Origin of the sequence: Xanthomonas arboricola, from assembly GCF_002940665.1 — a bacterium.
Lineage (GTDB): Bacteria > Pseudomonadota > Gammaproteobacteria > Xanthomonadales > Xanthomonadaceae > Xanthomonas > Xanthomonas arboricola_B.
In genome coordinates this window covers 743,024-759,388 of record NZ_MIGY01000003.1, presented here as the reverse complement: position 1 = coordinate 759,388, position 16,365 = coordinate 743,024, and the positions used below count along the sequence as shown (strand labels likewise).

At 63.0% G+C, this 16,365-nt stretch carries 24 protein-coding genes and 4 tRNA genes; all 28 read left to right on the top strand.

Going from position 1 to position 16,365, the window contains the following annotated elements; genetic code table 11:
• Nucleotides 1-52 precede the first annotated feature (52 nt).
• The 28 genes from XarjCFBP7645_RS16990 (at nucleotide 53) to rpsH (ending at nucleotide 16,359) form a co-directional block, all read left to right on the top strand.
• Nucleotides 53-1,741: a tetratricopeptide repeat protein gene (locus tag XarjCFBP7645_RS16990; protein WP_104538419.1), complete on the top strand. Its 1,689-nt coding sequence runs from the start codon at nucleotides 53-55 to the stop codon at nucleotides 1,739-1,741.
• Nucleotides 1,738-2,391, top strand: coding sequence for a lipoprotein insertase outer membrane protein LolB (gene lolB, locus XarjCFBP7645_RS16985; RefSeq protein ID WP_104538418.1), 654 nt, complete (start codon nucleotides 1,738-1,740; stop codon nucleotides 2,389-2,391). Before XarjCFBP7645_RS16990 ends, lolB begins: the two co-directional genes overlap by 4 nt.
• A complete protein-coding gene (gene ispE, locus XarjCFBP7645_RS16980; protein ID WP_104538417.1) occupies nucleotides 2,373-3,260 on the top strand; it encodes a 4-(cytidine 5'-diphospho)-2-C-methyl-D-erythritol kinase in 888 nt (295 codons plus the stop codon). Before lolB ends, ispE begins: the two co-directional genes overlap by 19 nt.
• A gap of 3 nt (nucleotides 3,261-3,263) precedes the next feature.
• Nucleotides 3,264-3,340: transfer RNA gene (locus tag XarjCFBP7645_RS16975), tRNA-Gln, on the top strand.
• Between the two features lie 185 nt (nucleotides 3,341-3,525).
• Nucleotides 3,526-4,485, top strand: a complete 960-nt coding sequence (locus XarjCFBP7645_RS16970; protein WP_002811729.1) for a ribose-phosphate diphosphokinase — start codon at nucleotides 3,526-3,528, stop codon at nucleotides 4,483-4,485.
• Between the two features lie 109 nt (nucleotides 4,486-4,594).
• Nucleotides 4,595-5,230, top strand: coding sequence for a 50S ribosomal protein L25/general stress protein Ctc (locus XarjCFBP7645_RS16965; protein ID WP_016900688.1), 636 nt, complete (start codon nucleotides 4,595-4,597; stop codon nucleotides 5,228-5,230).
• Nucleotides 5,231-5,279: 49 nt separating this feature from the next.
• Nucleotides 5,280-5,858 (top strand): aminoacyl-tRNA hydrolase, encoded by a 579-nt coding sequence (gene pth / locus XarjCFBP7645_RS16960; protein ID WP_104538416.1) that lies wholly within the window; start codon nucleotides 5,280-5,282, stop codon nucleotides 5,856-5,858.
• 77 nt (nucleotides 5,859-5,935) lie between these two features.
• Nucleotides 5,936-7,027 (top strand): redox-regulated ATPase YchF, encoded by a 1,092-nt coding sequence (gene ychF / locus XarjCFBP7645_RS16955; RefSeq protein WP_104538415.1) that lies wholly within the window; start codon nucleotides 5,936-5,938, stop codon nucleotides 7,025-7,027.
• Nucleotides 7,028-7,181: 154 nt separating this feature from the next.
• Nucleotides 7,182-7,267 (top strand) — tRNA-Tyr (locus tag XarjCFBP7645_RS16950).
• A gap of 29 nt (nucleotides 7,268-7,296) precedes the next feature.
• Nucleotides 7,297-7,370 (top strand) — tRNA-Gly (locus XarjCFBP7645_RS16945).
• A gap of 33 nt (nucleotides 7,371-7,403) precedes the next feature.
• A tRNA-Thr gene (locus XarjCFBP7645_RS16940) sits at nucleotides 7,404-7,479 on the top strand.
• Nucleotides 7,480-7,525: 46 nt separating this feature from the next.
• Nucleotides 7,526-8,716, top strand: a complete 1,191-nt coding sequence (gene tuf / locus XarjCFBP7645_RS16935; protein ID WP_104538414.1) for an elongation factor Tu — start codon at nucleotides 7,526-7,528, stop codon at nucleotides 8,714-8,716.
• 458 nt (nucleotides 8,717-9,174) lie between these two features.
• Complete coding sequence (gene rpsJ, locus XarjCFBP7645_RS16930) at nucleotides 9,175-9,486, top strand: 30S ribosomal protein S10 (RefSeq protein WP_003486723.1); 312 nt, start codon at nucleotides 9,175-9,177, stop codon at nucleotides 9,484-9,486.
• 11 nt (nucleotides 9,487-9,497) lie between these two features.
• Entirely contained in the window at nucleotides 9,498-10,148 is a 651-nt protein-coding gene (rplC, locus tag XarjCFBP7645_RS16925; RefSeq protein ID WP_006450633.1) for a 50S ribosomal protein L3, read from the top strand.
• A 12-nt stretch (nucleotides 10,149-10,160) separates the two neighbouring features.
• Nucleotides 10,161-10,766, top strand: a complete 606-nt coding sequence (rplD, locus tag XarjCFBP7645_RS16920; protein WP_016900669.1) for a 50S ribosomal protein L4 — start codon at nucleotides 10,161-10,163, stop codon at nucleotides 10,764-10,766.
• Complete coding sequence (gene rplW / locus XarjCFBP7645_RS16915; RefSeq protein WP_002811694.1) at nucleotides 10,763-11,062, top strand: 50S ribosomal protein L23; 300 nt, start codon at nucleotides 10,763-10,765, stop codon at nucleotides 11,060-11,062. Before rplD ends, rplW begins: the two co-directional genes overlap by 4 nt.
• A 10-nt stretch (nucleotides 11,063-11,072) precedes the next feature.
• Nucleotides 11,073-11,900: a 50S ribosomal protein L2 gene (gene rplB, locus XarjCFBP7645_RS16910; protein WP_003486715.1), complete on the top strand. Its 828-nt coding sequence runs from the start codon at nucleotides 11,073-11,075 to the stop codon at nucleotides 11,898-11,900.
• Between the two features lie 6 nt (nucleotides 11,901-11,906).
• On the top strand, nucleotides 11,907-12,176 hold the full coding sequence (gene rpsS / locus XarjCFBP7645_RS16905) for a 30S ribosomal protein S19 (RefSeq protein ID WP_005993369.1): 270 nt from the start codon (nucleotides 11,907-11,909) through the stop codon (nucleotides 12,174-12,176).
• Between the two features lie 12 nt (nucleotides 12,177-12,188).
• A complete protein-coding gene (gene rplV / locus XarjCFBP7645_RS16900) occupies nucleotides 12,189-12,524 on the top strand; it encodes a 50S ribosomal protein L22 (protein ID WP_002811686.1) in 336 nt (111 codons plus the stop codon).
• 17 nt (nucleotides 12,525-12,541) lie between these two features.
• Nucleotides 12,542-13,276: a 30S ribosomal protein S3 gene (gene rpsC / locus XarjCFBP7645_RS16895; protein WP_024938565.1), complete on the top strand. Its 735-nt coding sequence runs from the start codon at nucleotides 12,542-12,544 to the stop codon at nucleotides 13,274-13,276.
• 5 nt (nucleotides 13,277-13,281) lie between these two features.
• On the top strand, nucleotides 13,282-13,695 hold the full coding sequence (gene rplP, locus XarjCFBP7645_RS16890) for a 50S ribosomal protein L16 (RefSeq protein ID WP_011036127.1): 414 nt from the start codon (nucleotides 13,282-13,284) through the stop codon (nucleotides 13,693-13,695).
• Entirely contained in the window at nucleotides 13,695-13,880 is a 186-nt protein-coding gene (gene rpmC / locus XarjCFBP7645_RS16885; RefSeq protein WP_006450638.1) for a 50S ribosomal protein L29, read from the top strand. The genes rplP and rpmC overlap by 1 nt, the downstream gene beginning before the upstream one ends.
• Nucleotides 13,881-13,891: 11 nt before the next feature.
• Nucleotides 13,892-14,161 carry a 30S ribosomal protein S17 gene (gene rpsQ / locus XarjCFBP7645_RS16880; protein WP_016900663.1) on the top strand — a complete coding sequence of 90 codons (270 nt, stop codon included), beginning with the start codon at nucleotides 13,892-13,894 and terminating at the stop codon, nucleotides 14,159-14,161.
• 14 nt (nucleotides 14,162-14,175) lie between these two features.
• Entirely contained in the window at nucleotides 14,176-14,544 is a 369-nt protein-coding gene (rplN, locus tag XarjCFBP7645_RS16875; RefSeq protein ID WP_003486699.1) for a 50S ribosomal protein L14, read from the top strand.
• A 15-nt stretch (nucleotides 14,545-14,559) separates the two neighbouring features.
• Nucleotides 14,560-14,877 carry a 50S ribosomal protein L24 gene (rplX, locus tag XarjCFBP7645_RS16870; RefSeq protein ID WP_003486696.1) on the top strand — a complete coding sequence of 106 codons (318 nt, stop codon included), beginning with the start codon at nucleotides 14,560-14,562 and terminating at the stop codon, nucleotides 14,875-14,877.
• An 11-nt stretch (nucleotides 14,878-14,888) separates the two neighbouring features.
• Nucleotides 14,889-15,431, top strand: coding sequence for a 50S ribosomal protein L5 (gene rplE / locus XarjCFBP7645_RS16865; protein WP_010371090.1), 543 nt, complete (start codon nucleotides 14,889-14,891; stop codon nucleotides 15,429-15,431).
• Nucleotides 15,432-15,449: 18 nt separating this feature from the next.
• The gene (gene rpsN, locus XarjCFBP7645_RS16860; RefSeq protein ID WP_005917137.1) at nucleotides 15,450-15,755 is read left to right on the top strand and encodes a 30S ribosomal protein S14; all 306 of its coding nucleotides are present in this window, start codon (nucleotides 15,450-15,452) and stop codon (nucleotides 15,753-15,755) included.
• Between the two features lie 205 nt (nucleotides 15,756-15,960).
• The gene (rpsH, locus tag XarjCFBP7645_RS16855; RefSeq protein ID WP_010371096.1) at nucleotides 15,961-16,359 is read left to right on the top strand and encodes a 30S ribosomal protein S8; all 399 of its coding nucleotides are present in this window, start codon (nucleotides 15,961-15,963) and stop codon (nucleotides 16,357-16,359) included.
• Nucleotides 16,360-16,365 lie beyond the last annotated feature (6 nt).

Below are 16,365 nucleotides of genomic sequence, written 5' to 3'. Positions count from 1 at the left end.
GCGATAAGCTGGCGGCCATTCAGGGCCCCATTTTACGGCCCGGTTGCCCCCGATGCCTGTACCGATTCGCATCCTGTGTGTTCTTTTGCTGGCCGCAGTCTCCGCCAGTGCCACTGCAGCACCCAAGAAGGCACCGCCCGCGCCGCCGTCCGCTCGCGCCGGCACCACCTCGCTGGAGCCGGTGCTCGCCGGCGAATTCGCCTTGCAGGCCGGGCAGTTGGACGATGCCGCCCGCGCCTACCTGGACGCCGCCAAGGCCGAGGCCGGCGACGCCGGGCTGGCCGAACGCGCCGCCCGCATCGCCATGCTGGCCAATGACGACCCGCGCGCGATCGAGGCCCTGGCGCTGTGGCGCGCCCGCGCACCCTCATCGATGTCCATGCGCAGTACCGAAGCCTCGCTGGCCTTGCGCCGCAACGACTTGCGTACCGCCCGCCGCGATCTGCTCGGCCTGCTCAAGGAACCCGACCCGCGCGGCTGGCGCTTCGCCCTGATCGCCCTGGCCAATGGCGGGCGCGAGCCGGAAGCCTCGGCCGACGTACTCGAAGATCTGGTCAAGGCCGGCGCCATCCCCAATCAGATCGAAGCCTGGCAGGAATTCGGCCGGCTCGCCCTGCGCATGGAGCGCCCGGCGCTGGCCAAGCGCATCGTCGACGAGGTGGTGCGCCGCTTCCCCGAAGAGCCGCGCGTGGCCTTGTTGCACGCCACCCAGCTGCAACAGGAAGGCAAGAACGACGAAGCGCTGGCACTGCTGAAGAACGTCGAGCCACAGGCGGTCAAGGATTCCGAACTGCGAGGCGCGCTGGCCTTTGCTTACGATGCCATGGGGCAGACCGAGGCCGCCGCACGGGTGTTGTCGACCGGACCTCAGGACACCCAGACCTACGGGCTGCGTGCCTCCATGCTGGCCAAGGAAAAGGATCGCACCGCGCTGGAGGCGCTGTACGGCGAGCTCAGGAGCAATGCCGCCAAGCCCGACCCGGACCGCCGCCTGCTGCTCGGCAAGATCGCCGAATTCCTCAAGCGCTACGACGAGGCGGTGGAGTGGTATCGCGGCGTGCCCGGGGGGCCGCAGCTGAGCGAAGCGCGCCTGCGCGCCGCCAGCGCCCTGTACGAGCTGGGCCGCAAGCCCGAGGCGCTCGCCGAAGCGCGCGCATTGCAGAGCGATGCCAGCGCCGACGACGACGCGCGTCGCGACGCCTACGTGCTCGAAGCCGAGTTGCACCAGCGCGCCGACGACGCAGCGGGCGAACTGGATGCCTTCGAGCGCGGCCTGGCCGCCTATCCGGACGACGGCGCGCTGTTGTACGCCCGTGGTCTGGCCTGGGAGCGCCGCGACGATGTCGCGCGTGCCGAGGCCGATCTGCGCAAGATCCTGGTGGCCGAACCGGAAAACGTGGCGGCGCTGAATGCACTGGGCTATACCCTGGCCGACCGCACCACCCGCTACAAGGAAGCGCTGGCGCTGATCGACCGCGCCCGCACCGCCGACCCGGACAACCCGGCCATCGTCGACAGTTACGGCTGGGTGCTGTATCGCATGGGCCGCACCAAGGAAGCCCTGGTACAGCTGCGCCGCGCCTGGGCGCTGGTCAAGGATCCGGAAATCGCAGCGCATGTGGGCGAAGTGCTATGGGTCAGCGGCAAGCAGGATGAAGCGCGGCGCTACTTCGATGAGGCGCGGCGTCTGGATCCGGACAACCGTGCGCTGCAACGCGCGGTGGAAAAATTCGGGCTATGAGCAGGGCGATCCGAACACTGGCCCTGAGCGGGCTGGTGCTGGTCGGGCTGTCGGCCTGCGTCAGCGTGCCGCGCGGGCAGGGCAGTGGCGCCGCGGTGGTCGAGCAGGTCTCCGAGGGTGCGCGTCAGGCCGAAGCCGCACGTCAGGCCTGGCTGCAGGCGCATCCGACCTGGTCGTTCCAGGGTCGGGTGGCGATCAGCAAGGGCAGCAACGGCGGTAGCGGCCGCATCGACTGGCAGCAGGACGGTGCGCGGTACCGCGTGCAGCTCAGCGCGCCGGTGACCCGGCAGAGCTGGGTGCTCACCGGCGACACCGCCAGCGGCGCCGGACGCCTGGAAGGGCTGGAAGGCGGTCCGCGCAGCGGTCCGGATGCCGAGCAGGTGCTGCTGGAAGCGACCGGCTGGACCATCCCGGTCAACCAGATGCCGGACTGGGTCCGCGCGCTGCGCATCGCCGACGCGGGCGCCGAACGCGTGGCCCTGGATGCGGCCGGGCGGCCGCGTACCGTGCAGCAGGATGGCTGGACGATCGACTTTCTCGCCTGGGCGCCGGCCGGCGCCGGCCAACCCCAGCTGCCGCAGCGCATCGAAGCCCGCAACGGCGAGGCCAAGGTGCGCTTGCTGGTCGATCAGTGGACGGTATCGCCCTGATGTCCGCGGTGGAGACGGACTGGTCGGCGTGGCCTGCGCCGGCCAAGCTCAACCTGTTCCTGCAGATCGTCGGGCGCCGCGCCGATGGCTACCACCTGCTGCAGACCGTGTTCCGGCTGCTGGACTGGGGGGACACCATTCATCTTCGTGTGCGCAACGACAGCCTGATCCGGCGCATCGGCGACAGCCTGCCCGGCGTGGCGGAAGCCGATGACCTGGTCATCCGGGCCGCACGCTTGCTGCAATCCAGCGCGGGCACACAGGCCGGCGTCGACATCCGGGTCGACAAGCGCATCCCTGCCGGCGGCGGCTTCGGCGGCGGCTCGTCGGATGCCGCCACCGTGCTGGTCGCGCTGAATGCCTTGTGGGGCCTGGGATTGCCGGTCGACACGCTGGCCGAGCTGGGGCTGCGGCTGGGTGCCGACGTGCCGGTGTTCGTGCGCGGGCACAATGCCTGGGCCGAGGGTGTCGGCGAGCAACTGACCCCGATCGGTCTCCCGGCAGCGTCCTACGTGCTGGTCGATCCGGGAATTCACGTGCCCACCCCGGTCTTATTTCAATCACAGGAATTGACGCGGGATGCTGCGCCCGTGAAAATAGCGGACTTCGCTTCGGGTTCTCTGCTCGACAATGCGTTCGAGCCGGTCCTGCGGCGCCGTGAATCCGCCATCGAGGCAGTGTTCCAGGCGCTGTCCAGGATCGGGACGCCGCGTTTGACCGGGTCAGGGGGCGGGTGTTTCGTCGAATTCGCCACGCGCGCTGCTGCAGAGCAGGCCGTGGCGCAGTTGCCGGGCCATCTGAGGGCGTGGGTCGTGGAAGGTGCGCCGCACTCGCCACTGCTCGATGCGCTGGACGCGAGACAGGTTTGATGCAGGGGCGTCGCCAAGAGGCCCAAGGCACCAGGTTTTGATCCTGGCATTCGTAGGTTCGAATCCTACCGCCCCTGCCAGTTGTTGATGCAGGTCCCCTGCGACAGTCGTACATGCAGGTCCCTCTGCAACAGCCGTATATGCAGGTCCCCTGCAACAGCCCGCACATCCATGTGCGGGGATTCACATAAAAGCCCGGCATTTGGTCGGCTTTGTCCAGCTCCACCATCGCCCGCACGCTCTTTGCCGCCGCCCGAGAGATCTCATGCAAGACCAACGTAATCTGCTGGTGTTCTCCGGCAATGCCAACAAGCCGCTTGCCCTGAGCATCTGCAAGGAGCTCGGCGTTCGCATGGGCAAGGCGCTGGTCACGCGCTTTTCCGATGGCGAGGTGCAGGTCGAGATCGAAGAAAGCGTGCGCCGGCAGGAAGTGTTCGTGATCCAGCCGACCTGCGCGCCGAGCGCGGAAAACCTGATGGAACTGCTGGTGCTGATCGACGCGCTCAAGCGCGCCAGCGCCGCGTCGGTGACCGCGGTGATCCCGTATTTCGGCTACTCGCGCCAGGACCGCCGGATGCGCTCCTCGCGCGTGCCGATCACCGCCAAGGTCGCCGCCAAGATGATCTGCGCCATGGAGGCCGACCGCGTGTTGACGGTCGATCTGCATGCCGACCAGATCCAGGGCTTCTTCGACGTGCCGGTCGACAATGTCTATGCCTCGCCGCTGCTGCTGGCCGACATCTGGCGCGCCTACGGCACCGACAACCTGATCGTGGTATCGCCGGACGTGGGCGGTGTGGTGCGCGCGCGCGCCGTCGCCAAGCGTCTGGACGATGCGGATCTGGCCATCATCGACAAGCGCCGCCCGCGCGCCAATGTCGCCACGGTGATGAACATCATCGGCGACGTGCAGGGCAAGACCTGCGTGCTGGTCGACGATCTGGTCGATACCGCCGGTACCCTGTGCGCGGCGGCCGCAGCGCTGAAGCAGCGCGGCGCGCTCAAGGTGGTGGCCTACATCACCCACCCGGTGCTGTCCGGCCCGGCGGTGGACAACATCAACAATTCGCAGCTCGACGAGCTGGTGGTCACCGACACGATTCCGTTGAACGAAGCTGCGCGCACCTGCGCCAAGATTCGTCAGCTCAGCGTGGCCGAACTGCTGGCCGAGACCATTCGCCGCATCGCCTTCGGCGAGTCGGTGAGTTCGCTCTACGTCGACTGATTCCGCATTCGGCGCCCGGGATTCCGGGCGCCGCAATCCGTCTCGCCTGGTCGCGGGTGAGACGCTTCATCGCCGCGAGGCGATATTCCAAACCAGGTAGTGAAATCCAATGGCAAAGACACATGAAATCAAGGTCGAGCGCCGCGCGAACGAGGGGAAGGGTGCGAGCCGCCGCCTACGTCACGCTGGCGTCATTCCGGCCATCGTTTACGGCGGCGAACTCGAGCCGGTCAGCATCCAGCTCAACCACGAGCAGATCTGGCTCGCCCAGCAGAACGAGTGGTTCTACTCGTCGATCCTCGACCTGAACCTCAATGGCGACGTGCAGCAGGTGCTGCTGCGCGACATGCAGCGCCATCCGTTCAAGCAGCTGATCATCCATATCGACTTCCAGCGCGTCAGCGCCAACGAGAAGCTCAGCGCCGCCGTGCCGCTGCACTTCATCAACGAAGCGGCCTCGCCGGCCGGTAAGTCCAGCGAAGTGGTCGTCACCCATGAGCTCAACGAAGTTCAGGTGGTCTGCCTGCCGAAGGATCTGCCGGAGTTCATCGAAGTGGACCTGGGCGCCCTGGAAGTGGGCAACGTGATCCACTTGTCCGAGATCAAGCTGCCGGCCGGTGTGGAAATTCCGGAGCTGAAGCTGGGCAAGGAGCACGACGTGGCGGTGGTTGCTGCCAAGCACGTGCGGATCGAGGAAGAAGACGCTGCCGGTGAAGAAGGCAGCGAAGGCGCCGAGACCAAGTAAGCCGTCGGCCGATCCCTCGCGCTGCGCGGGATCGGCTGCGGTCACTGGCATGTCTGCACTCCGCCTGATTGTCGGACTCGGGAATCCCGGTCCGGAACACGCGCAAACCCGGCACAACGCCGGGTTTCGTTTCGTCGATGCCCTCGTTGAACGCCATGGCGCGCGTTGGGGGCTGGATGCAAAGTTATTCGGCGAGACCGCCAAGGTCGAGATCGCCGGGCAGCCGGTCTGGCTGCTCAAGCCGGCCACCTTCATGAATCTCAGTGGCAAATCGATCACCGCCGCGCTGCGGTTCTGGAAGATCGAGCCGGAGCAGTTGCTCGTTGCACACGACGAACTGGATCTGGCGCCGGGCATCGCGCGGCTCAAGTTCGATGGCGGCCACGGCGGCCAGAACGGCCTGCGCGATACCATCGGCCTGCTGGGGCACGGCAAATTTCATCGCCTGCGGATCGGTATCGGCCATCCCGGCCACAAGGACCGCGTGGTGCCATGGGTGCTGGGACGGGCAGGGCGCGACGACGACGCGGCAATCGGTAATGCAGTGGACGCAGCCATCGATGTGCTGCCGCTGGCAATGGAAGATAATTTCAACGAGGCGATGAAGCGCCTGCATACGGAAAAATAGAGAATGGGGAATCGGGAATGGGAGGAGCGTTGCTCTTGCCATTCTCGATTCCCGATTCTCCATTCACTGGAAAACCCATGGGTATCAAATGCGGCATCGTCGGCCTGCCCAACGTCGGCAAGTCGACCCTGTTCAATGCGCTGACCAAGGCGGGCATCGCTGCGGCCAATTTTCCGTTCTGCACCATCGAGCCGAATGTCGGCATCGTGCCGGTGCCGGATCCGCGTCTCAATCAGCTGGCTGAGATCGTCAAGCCGCAGAAGCTGATTCCGACGGCGGTCGAGTTCGTCGATATCGCCGGCCTGGTGGCGGGTGCGGCAAGCGGCGAAGGGCTGGGCAACAAGTTCCTGGCCCACATCCGCGAAGTCGATGCGATCACCCACGTGGTGCGTTGCTTCGAAAACGACGACGTCATCCATGTGAACAACAAGGTCGACCCGATCAGCGATATCGCGACCATCGACACCGAGCTGGCATTGGCCGATCTGGACAGCGTGGAAAAGGCGCTCAACCGGGCCGAGCGCAGTGCCAAGGGCGGCGACAAGGATGCAGCGGCGCGCAAGCCGGTGCTGGCCAAGCTGCAGGCTGCGCTGGCCGACGGCAAGGCAGGGCGCGCAGCCGGTCTGGACGACGATGAAAAGGCGCTGGTGCGCGACCTGTTCTTGTTGACGCTCAAGCCGGTGATGTACATCGCCAACGTGCTTGAGGACGGCTTCGAGAACAATCCGCACCTGGACGCGGTGCGTGAACATGCATTGGCCGAAGGCGCAGAGGTGGTACCGGTCTCGGCAGCGATCGAAGAAGAGCTGTCGCAGCTCGACGACGCCGATCGCGACACCTTCCTGGCCGACCTGGGCCTGGACGAGCCGGGTCTGAATCGCGTCATCCGCGCCGCCTACAAGCTGCTTGGCCTGCAGACCTACTTCACTGCCGGCGTCAAGGAAGTGCGTGCGTGGACGGTCAGGGCTGGCTCGACCGCGCCGCAGGCGGCAGCGGTGATCCATACCGATTTCGAGAAGGGCTTCATCCGCGCCGAGACGATCGGCTTCGACGACTTCATCAAGCACCGCGGCGAAGCCGGTGCGCGCGATGCGGGGCGCCTGCGTCTGGAAGGCAAGGAATACCGCGTGCAGGAAGGCGACGTGCTGCACTTCCGCTTCAACGTCTGACCGGTTGCGCGCGACCCCGATGGTCGCGCAGATTCGGCACTGACGATTTGCTCAAAATTTTTGTTGACACTGCATGCGTCCCACAACAAAATAACGGGCTGCTTCACCCCGAACCGAATTCGCCTCATCGCGCATCGGTCCGGTCGTAAAAGCTGGAGGGATACCCAAGCGGCCAACGGGGGCAGACTGTAAATCTGCTGGCTTACGCCTTCGGTGGTTCGAATCCACCTCCCTCCACCAGTTTCACGTTGTGGCATGCAGTTCCCGGCGCGGGAGTAGTTCAACGGTAGAACCTCAGCCTTCCAAGCTGATGGTGCGGGTTCGATTCCCGTCTCCCGCTCCATTGAACGCAAATGCATGGCATAATGCAAAACTCGCTCACGTAGCTCAGTCGGTAGAGCACCTCCTTGGTAAGGAGGAGGTCGAAGGTTCGATTCCTTTCGTGAGCACCACTACTCAATCGTCTTCAACTCCAAACGATTACCGAGACACGCACCCATGGCAAAAGCTAAATTTGAGCGCACCAAGCCGCACGTGAACGTCGGCACCATCGGTCACGTCGACCATGGCAAGACCACGTTGACAGCCGCGCTGACCAAGATCGGTGCTGAGCGTTTCGGTGGCGAGTTCAAGGCGTATGACGCGATCGACGCTGCGCCGGAAGAGAAGGCGCGCGGCATCACGATTTCGACCGCCCACGTCGAATACGAATCGCCGAGCCGTCACTACGCGCACGTCGATTGCCCCGGCCACGCCGACTATGTCAAGAACATGATCACCGGTGCGGCGCAGATGGACGGCGCGATCCTGGTGTGTTCGGCTGCCGACGGCCCGATGCCGCAGACCCGCGAGCACATCCTGCTCTCGCGTCAGGTCGGTGTGCCGCACATCGTCGTGTTCCTGAACAAGGCCGACATGGTCGACGATGCCGAGCTGCTCGAGCTGGTCGAGATGGAAGTGCGCGAGCTGCTGAGCAAGTACGACTTCCCGGGCGATGACACCCCGATCATCCACGGTTCGGCGCGTCTGGCGCTGGATGGCGACCAGAGCGAGATCGGCGTGCCGGCGATCCTGAAGCTGGTCGAGGCGCTGGATTCGTTCATTCCGGAGCCGACCCGCGACGTTGATCGTCCGTTCCTGATGCCGGTCGAAGACGTGTTCTCGATCTCCGGCCGCGGCACCGTGGTGACCGGTCGTATCGAGCGCGGCATCATCAAGGTCGGCGACGAAATCGAAATCGTCGGTATCCGCGACACCCAGAAGACCACCGTCACCGGTGTGGAAATGTTCCGCAAGCTGCTGGACCAGGGTCAGGCGGGCGACAATGCCGGTCTGCTGCTGCGCGGCACCAAGCGTGACGACGTCGAGCGCGGCCAGGTGCTGTGCAAGCCGGGTTCGATCAAGCCGCATACCGAGTTCGAAGCCGAAGTGTACGTGCTGTCCAAGGATGAGGGTGGCCGTCATACCCCGTTCTTCAAGGGCTACCGTCCGCAGTTCTACTTCCGCACCACCGACATCACTGGCGCTTGCCAGCTGCCGGAAGGCGTGGAGATGGTGATGCCGGGCGACAACGTGAAGATGGTCGTGACCCTGATCAACCCGGTCGCGATGGACGAAGGTCTGCGCTTCGCCATCCGTGAAGGCGGTCGTACCGTCGGCGCCGGCGTGGTTGCCAAGATCGTCAAGTAAGTGCCTGCAGCCCGGCGGCTTTGGTCGCTGGATCTGCAAAAAAGAGGGTCGGCGCGAGCCGGCCCTTTTTTTTGTGCCAGGTCGGTGCGCGCGCCGACGTCCTTATGGGGAAGGACGCTTGCGCCACTACAATTGCGCCGCTATAATGCGCGGCTCGGTGTCCCTGGGTAGGGCGCTGAGTTACAGCGAAAAGAACGGCAGGATGCCGCTCGTGTTCGCCAGACCGGGAAGGTCGCGTCGCATGGAGCACTCAACAACTCACGTGTTGTTGACCGTGCTCTTGTTGCGCACTATACTTTTCCGTCTGGGCAGGCCGGTTTACCGGTCTGCCTCAGTTTTTGGGCGGAGGAAATGCCCTCGCCAGCAGGATGCGCGGCGAATTCATCTACGTCAGGAATATCGGGGCAGGTATCCCAGAGGCCTTGCCCGTCGCTCTTTTAACGAAGGAAGCTTCCGTCATGTCGGAACAAAAGATCCGGATTCGGTTGAAGGCGTTCGATCATCGTTTGATCGACCGCTCGGCCAGCGAGATCGTCGAAACGGCTAAGCGGACCGGCGCGCAAGTGCGTGGCCCGATCCCGTTGCCGACCAAGATCGAACGTTACACCATCCTCGTATCCCCGCATGCCGACAAGGATGCGCGTGACCAGTACGAAACCCGCACGCACAAGCGTGTGCTCGATATCGTCGACCCGAACGACAAGACCGTGGACGCGCTGATGAAGCTCGAACTCGCGGCTGGCGTCGACGTACAGATCAAGTTGACCTGAGGACTACGACCATGACGAAGAAATATTCGTTGGGCTTCGTAGGCCGCAAGGCTGGTATGAGCCGCGTCTTCACTGAAGACGGTCGCTCGGTACCGGTCACGCTGATCGAAGCAACTCCAAACCGCATCGCGCAGATCAAGACCGTCGAAGCTGACGGCTACAGCGCCGTGCAGATTACCGTCGGTGCCCGTCGTGCCGCGCTGGTCAACAAGCCGGCTGCTGGCCACTTCGCCAAGGCGAAGGTGGAAGCGGGTCGCGGCCTGTGGGAATTCCGCGTTGAAGACGCGCAGCTCGGCGATTTCGCCGTCGGCGGCGAAATCAAGGCGGACATCTTCGAGGTCGGCCAGAAGGTCGACGTCCAGGGCGTCACCAAGGGTAAGGGTTTCCAGGGCACCATCAAGCGCTACAACTTCCGTATGGGCGATGCAACTCACGGCAACTCGCTGTCGCATCGCGCGCCGGGTTCGTTGGGTCAGCGCCAGACCCCGGGTCGCGTTTTCCCGGGCAAGAAGATGTCGGGCCATATGGGCGCCGTGCAGCAAAGCACGCAGAACCTGGAAGTGGTCAAGGTCGACGTCGAGCGTGGTCTGATTGCTATCCGCGGCGCCGTGCCTGGCGCAGCTGGTGGCGACGTGATCGTCCGTCCGGCGAGCAAGGCATAAGGAGAGATGACGATGGAACTCGTTATCACGGGTAGCAACAACAAGGTCTCGGTCTCCGATGCCGTGTTCGGTCGCGAATTCAGCGAAGATCTGGTTCACCAGGTCGTCGTCGCTTATCGCAATGCCGGTCGCGCTGGTACCAAGGCACAGAAGACGCGTTCGGAAGTTGCGGGCACGACCAAGAAGTCGAAGAAGCAGAAGGGCGGCGGTGCGCGTCATGGCGCATTGACGGCTCCGATCTTCGTCGGCGGCGGCGTGACCTTCGCGGCCAAGCCGCGCAGCTTCGAACAGAAAGTCAACCGCAAGATGTACCGTGCGGCCATCTGCGCGATCTTCTCTGAGCTTAATCGCCAGGGTCGCCTGATGATCGTCGATGCGTTCGACGTCGAAACCACCAAGACCCAGGGTCTGATCGAGAAGCTGAAGGGGCTGGATGTGGGCAAGCGCCCGCTGATCGTCACCGAGGAAGCCTCCGAGCACCTGTATCTGTCCGCTCGCAATCTGCCGTATGTGCAGGTGCGTGATGTGCAGGGTCTGGATCCGGTCGCTCTGGTCGGGGCCGATACGGTCGTGATCACCGCCGATGCGGTCAAGAAGGTCGAGGAGTGGCTGGCATGAGCAGCAACGAAAAAATCTTCAGCGTGCTGCGTGCTCCGCGAGTCTCCGAGAAGACCGCGCGCCTGCAGGAAATTTCCAACCAGTATGTCTTCGAAGTTTCGAACGAAGCCACCAAGGCCGATGTAAAGGCCGCGGTTGAGCAGCTGTTCGACGTCAAGGTCAAAGCGGTCAACGTGGTCAACGTCAAGGGCAAGAGCAAGTCCTTCCGTAACCGTGCTGGCAGCCGTGGCAATTGGCGCAAGGCGTACGTCCGCCTGGTTGATGGTCAGTCCATCGACGTAACGGCCAAGGCCTGAGGTCCATCCCATGCCATTGATGAAGTTCAAACCCACCTCTCCCGGCCGTCGTTCCGCCGTGCGCGTGGTTACTCCCGATCTGCACAAGGGCGCACCGCACGCGGCGCTGCTCGACTCGCAGAGCAAGTCCGGTGGTCGTAACCACCATGGCCGCATCACCGTGCGTCACGTCGGTGGTGGTCATAAACAGCACTACCGCATCATCGACTTCAAGCGCAACAAGGAAGGCATTCCGGCGCGTGTGGAGCGGATCGAATACGATCCGAACCGTACCGCTCATATCGCCCTGCTGTGCTATGTCGACGGCGAGCGTCGCTACATCATCGCCCCCAAGGGCTTGAAGGCTGGCGACCAGGTCATTGCCGGTGCCAACGCACCGATCAAGACCGGAAACACGCTGCCGCTGCGCAACATCCCGGTCGGTACGACGGTCCACGGTATCGAGCTGAAGCCGGGTAAGGGCGCTCAGATCGCACGTGCTGCCGGTGCAGCCGTCCAGCTGGTCGCTCGCGAAGGCATCTATGCCACGCTGCGTCTGCGCTCGGGCGAAATGCGCAAGGTGCCGGTCGAGTGCCGCGCCACCATCGGCGAAGTCGGTAACGACGAGCACAATCTCGAGAAGCTGGGCAAGGCTGGCGCCAAGCGCTGGCGCGGTGTTCGCCCGACCGTTCGCGGTGCGGCCATGAACCCGGTCGATCACCCGCACGGTGGTGGTGAGGCCAAGGCTGGCCAGGGTAATCCGCATCCGGTCACCCCGTGGGGTGTTCCGACCAAGGGTTACAAGACGCGCAAGAACAAGCGCACCCAGCAATTCATCGTCCGCGATCGTAGGGGCTAATCGACCATGGCACGTTCACTCAAGAAGGGCCCGTTCGTCGATCACCACCTTGCAAAGAAGGTGGAGTCCGCTGCGGGTAGCAAGAAGCCGATCAAGACCTGGTCGCGCCGTTCGATGATCCTGCCGGAAATGGTAGGCATCACCATCGCCGTGCATAACGGCAAGAACCACATTCCGGTGCTCGTCAACGAGAATATGGTCGGCCACAAGCTCGGCGAATTTGCCGTCACCCGGACCTTCAAGGGTCACGGTGGCGACAAGAAGTCGAGCAGGTAAGGAGAGATGACGATGGAAGCGAAAGCAATCCTGCGCACCGCGCGCATCTCCCCGCAGAAGGCCCGCCTGGTCGCTGACCAGGTGCGTGGACTGTCCGCCGAACGTGCGGTCAATCTGCTGAAGTTCTCGGACAAGAAGGCTGCGCACCTGATCAAGAAGGTTGTGGAGTCGGCTATTGCTAATGCCGAGAACAATCAGGGCGCGGATGTCGACGAGCTGAAGGTCAAGACCATCATGGTTGATGAAGGTCCCTCACTGAAGCGTTTCATGGCGCGGGCGAAAGGCCGCGGTACCCGCATCCTCAAGCGCACCAGTCACATCACTGTGATTGTCGGCGCCGCCAAGTAAGCGGAAAGGAAAAGACCATGGGTCATAAAGTTCATCCGACTGGAATTCGCCTTGGCATCGCCAAGGACTGGAATTCCAAGTGGTACGCAAGCAAGGCCGACTTCGCCGCCTACCTGGCAGCCGACCTGAAAGTGCGTGAAATGCTGCGCAAGAAGCTCGCGCAGGCAGGTATCAGCAAGATCTTGATCGAGCGCCCTGCCAAAACCGCCCGCGTGACGATTCACACCGCCCGTCCGGGCGTGGTGATCGGCAAGCGTGGCGAGGACATCGAAAAGCTGCGTAAGGAAGTGAGCGCGATGATGGGTGTTCCTGCCCACATCAACGTCACCGAAGTGCGCAAGCCGGAGCTGGATGCGCAGCTGGTCGCCGAGTCGATCGCGCAGCAGCTTGAGCGTCGCATCATGTTCCGCCGCGCAATGAAGCGCTCGGTCGGCAACGCGATGCGCTTGGGTGCCCTGGGCATCAAGGTCAACGTGGCTGGCCGCCTCAACGGTGCAGAAATCGCCCGTTCGGAGTGGTACCGCGAAGGCCGCGTGCCGCTGCACACGCTACGTGCCGACATCGATTACGGTTTTGCCGAAGCGTCCACGACGTACGGCATCATCGGCATCAAGGTCTGGATCTATAAGGGCGAGGTCTTCGACTTCTCCCAGGTTGGCCAGGAGAAGCAGGACGACAGCCCGCGCAACGATCGTAACGATCGCGGCGACCGTGGTGACCGTCCTTCGCGCCCGGCTCGTGAAGCGAGGTAACGGCAATGTTGCAACCCAAGCGAACCAAATATCGCAAGATGCACAAGGGCCGTAACGACGGCCTGGCATGGAGCGGAAACGCCGTCAGCTTCGGCGAGTACGGCCTCAAGGCAACCGCGCACGGTCAGCTGACCGCGCGTCAGATTGAAGCAGCACGTCGTACGATCAGCCGCCACGTCAAGAAGGGCGGCAAGATGTGGATCCGTGTGTTCCCCGACAAGCCGATCACCAAGAAGCCGATCGAAGTCCGCATGGGCTCCGGTAAGGGCAACGTGGAGTACTGGGTCGCGCAGATTCAACCGGGCCGCATGATCTATGAAATCGAGGGTATTCCCGAAGATATCGCACGTGAGGCGTTCCGCCTTGCCGCCGCGAAATTGTCGGTGACCACCACTTTCGTGACCCGGACGGTGCGCTGATGGATATCAAACAACTCCGCGAGAAGTCGGCTGACGAACTGAAGGCCCACCTGACCGATCTGCGTAAGGAGCAGTTCTCGCTCCGTATGCAGCAGGTCACCGGCCAGCTGCCGAAGACCCACGATACCCGCCGGGTGCGCCGCGAGATTGCTCGCGTCAAGTACCTGCTCGGCAGCACCAAGTAAGGACGGCCGCGATGAGCGACAACAACGAAAAGCAAGCGCTGCGCACGGTCGAAGGCCGTGTCGTCAGCAACAAGATGGACAAGACGGTCACCGTGTTGGTGGAGCGCCAGGTCAAGCACCCGTTGTACGGTAAGTACATCAAGCGCTCGTCCAAGCTTCACGCACACGACGCCGACAATGCCTGCAACGAAGGCGACGTCGTGCGTGTGACCGAGATTGCTCCAATGTCCAAGACCAAGAACTGGCGGGTGGTCGAAATCGTCACCCGTTCGGCCGAATAAGGGAGATCTGAATCATGATCCAGATGCAGAGCTACCTCGATGTCGCCGACAATTCGGGTGCCAAGGAAGTGATGTGCATCAAGGTGCTGGGCGGCTCCAAGCGCCGCTATGCACACATTGGCGACATCATCAAGGTGACCGTCAAGGACGCCATTCCGCGTGGCAAGGTCAAGAAGGGCGAAGTCTACGACGCCGTCGTGGTGCGTACCCGCAAGGGTGTGCGCCGTCCCGACGGTTCGCTGATCCGCTTCGATGGCAACGCCGCTGTGCTGTTGAACAATAAGCAGGAGCCGATCGGGACCCGCATCTTCGGGCCGGTGACGCGCGAGCTGCGTTCCGAGAAGTTCATGAAGATCGTCTCGCTCGCTCCCGAAGTGCTGTGAGCGGAGGACATATACATGGCTAACCGTATCAAGAAGGGCGACCAGGTCGTCATCAACACCGGCAAGGACAAGGGTAAGCAGGGTGAAGTTGTGCGTGTGGACGGCGATCGCGTGATCGTCTCCAATGCCAACGTCATCAAGCGCCACACCAAGCCGAACCCGCAGGCGGGTGTCGCCGGCGGCGTGGTCGAGCGTGAAGCGTCGATCCATATCTCCAACGTCAATATCGTCAACCCGGCAACGGGCAAGGGCGAGCGCGTTGGCTTCAAGGTGCTGGAGGATGGACGCAAATTGCGTGTGTTCCGCTCCAGCGGTGAGGCGCTCGACGCCTGAGGAATGCGATCATGAACACTCGTCTCGAAAAGTTTTACAAGGAAAACGTGGTGCCGGCCCTGATGAAGGAGTTCGGCTACACCAATCCGATGGAAGTGCCGAAGCTGGTCAAGGTCACGCTCAACATGGGCGTGGGCGAGGCGGCTACCAACAAGAAGATTCTGGAAAATGCGGTCGCCGACATGTCCAAGATCTCCGGTCAGAAGCCGGTGGTCACCAAGTCGCGCGTTTCGGTCGCATCGTTCAAGATTCGTGACGGTTGGCCGATCGGCTGCAAGACCACGTTGCGTCGCGCCAAGATGTACGAGTTTCTGGATCGTCTGATCAACATCTCGCTGCCGCGCGTGCGCGACTTTCGTGGTGTTTCCGGTCGTTCCTTTGACGGTCGTGGCAACTTCAACATGGGTGTGAAGGAACAGATCATCTTCCCGGAAATCGACTTCGACGCCGTCGACGCGATTCGCGGTATGGATATCGCCATCACCACCACCGCCAAGACGGATGCGGAAGCGAAGGCGCTGCTGGCAGCGTTCAAGTTCCCGTTCCGTAACTGACCGTCGAGGACATCCGAAATGGCAAAGACCTCCATGATCCACCGCGACATCAAGCGTGCAAAGCTGGCGAAGAAATTCGCCGGCAAGCGTGATGCGCTGAAGAAGATCCTCTCCAGTCAGGATGCGTCCTACGAAGAGAAGATCGACGCGTCAACCAAGTTGCAGAAGCTGCCGCGCGATTCGTCGCCGAGCCGCCACCGCAACCGTTGCGAGTTGTCCGGTCGTCCGCGCGGTGTCTACCGCAAGTTCGGTCTGGGTCGCAACATGCTGCGCAAGGCCACGATGAACGGCGACGTTCCGGGCCTGCGCAAGGCAAGCTGGTAACAGCATTGCCGGCTGTTCGCGGCCGGCTTGAACAGGATGGTTCTGTTCAACAAGGGAGTCCGACGCAAGTCGGGCTCTTTTGTCGTATACTTCCGCTTCTGTCTTGCCCGCATGGGCCCGGCATGGCGTAAAGGGTCCTGGCCCATCCCCAGGAAAACACAAGATTTTCGCGAAAGCGGATATCGGTGCACTCAAAGGTACTCATATGAGCATGACTGATCCCATCGCCGACCTGCTGGTACGCATCAAGAATGCGGCCGCGGTCGGTAAGCAGACGGTGAAATTGCCGTCGTCCAAGATCAAGGTCGCGATCGCCCAGGTCCTGAAGGACGAGGGTTACATCACCGACCTGCGCGTGACAGCGACCGAGAACAACAAGTCGGAGCTGGAAATCGTGCTGAAGTATTTCGAAGGCCGTCCGGTCATCGAGACCCTGAAGCGTTTCTCGCGCTCGGGCCTGCGCCAGTACCGCGGCAAGACCGAGCTGCCCAAGGTCCTTGGCGGCCTGGGTATCGCCATCATCTCCACGTCGAAGGGCATCATGACCGATGCGCAGGCTCGCGAAGCCGGCGTTGGTGGTGAAGTCCTGTGCTTCGTGGCCTAAGGGAAG

Excerpts from the sequence above, each read along its gene's own strand:
- rpsN (WP_005917137.1), top strand. The coding sequence starts at position 15,450 with ATGGCAAAGACCTCCATGATCCACCGCGACATCAAGCGTGCAAAGCTG.
- rpsH (WP_010371096.1), top strand. The coding sequence starts at position 15,961 with ATGAGCATGACTGATCCCATCGCCGACCTGCTGGTACGCATCAAGAAT.
- rplV (WP_002811686.1), top strand. The coding sequence starts at position 12,189 with ATGGAAGCGAAAGCAATCCTGCGCACCGCGCGCATCTCCCCGCAGAAG.
- rplB (WP_003486715.1), top strand. The coding sequence starts at position 11,073 with ATGCCATTGATGAAGTTCAAACCCACCTCTCCCGGCCGTCGTTCCGCC.
- rplD (WP_016900669.1), top strand. The coding sequence starts at position 10,161 with ATGGAACTCGTTATCACGGGTAGCAACAACAAGGTCTCGGTCTCCGAT.
- rplW (WP_002811694.1), top strand. The coding sequence starts at position 10,763 with ATGAGCAGCAACGAAAAAATCTTCAGCGTGCTGCGTGCTCCGCGAGTC.
- XarjCFBP7645_RS16990 (WP_104538419.1), top strand. The coding sequence starts at position 53 with ATGCCTGTACCGATTCGCATCCTGTGTGTTCTTTTGCTGGCCGCAGTC.
- rpsQ (WP_016900663.1), top strand. The coding sequence starts at position 13,892 with ATGAGCGACAACAACGAAAAGCAAGCGCTGCGCACGGTCGAAGGCCGT.
- ychF (WP_104538415.1), top strand. The coding sequence starts at position 5,936 with ATGGGTATCAAATGCGGCATCGTCGGCCTGCCCAACGTCGGCAAGTCG.
- rpsC (WP_024938565.1), top strand. The coding sequence starts at position 12,542 with ATGGGTCATAAAGTTCATCCGACTGGAATTCGCCTTGGCATCGCCAAG.
- rplX (WP_003486696.1), top strand. The coding sequence starts at position 14,560 with ATGGCTAACCGTATCAAGAAGGGCGACCAGGTCGTCATCAACACCGGC.
- tuf (WP_104538414.1), top strand. The coding sequence starts at position 7,526 with ATGGCAAAAGCTAAATTTGAGCGCACCAAGCCGCACGTGAACGTCGGC.
- rpsJ (WP_003486723.1), top strand. The coding sequence starts at position 9,175 with ATGTCGGAACAAAAGATCCGGATTCGGTTGAAGGCGTTCGATCATCGT.
- rplN (WP_003486699.1), top strand. The coding sequence starts at position 14,176 with ATGATCCAGATGCAGAGCTACCTCGATGTCGCCGACAATTCGGGTGCC.
- pth (WP_104538416.1), top strand. The coding sequence starts at position 5,280 with ATGTCTGCACTCCGCCTGATTGTCGGACTCGGGAATCCCGGTCCGGAA.
- rplE (WP_010371090.1), top strand. The coding sequence starts at position 14,889 with ATGAACACTCGTCTCGAAAAGTTTTACAAGGAAAACGTGGTGCCGGCC.
- XarjCFBP7645_RS16965 (WP_016900688.1), top strand. The coding sequence starts at position 4,595 with ATGGCAAAGACACATGAAATCAAGGTCGAGCGCCGCGCGAACGAGGGG.
- rpsS (WP_005993369.1), top strand. The coding sequence starts at position 11,907 with ATGGCACGTTCACTCAAGAAGGGCCCGTTCGTCGATCACCACCTTGCA.
- rpmC (WP_006450638.1), top strand. The coding sequence starts at position 13,695 with ATGGATATCAAACAACTCCGCGAGAAGTCGGCTGACGAACTGAAGGCC.
- rplC (WP_006450633.1), top strand. The coding sequence starts at position 9,498 with ATGACGAAGAAATATTCGTTGGGCTTCGTAGGCCGCAAGGCTGGTATG.
- rplP (WP_011036127.1), top strand. The coding sequence starts at position 13,282 with ATGTTGCAACCCAAGCGAACCAAATATCGCAAGATGCACAAGGGCCGT.
- XarjCFBP7645_RS16970 (WP_002811729.1), top strand. The coding sequence starts at position 3,526 with ATGCAAGACCAACGTAATCTGCTGGTGTTCTCCGGCAATGCCAACAAG.
- lolB (WP_104538418.1), top strand. The coding sequence starts at position 1,738 with ATGAGCAGGGCGATCCGAACACTGGCCCTGAGCGGGCTGGTGCTGGTC.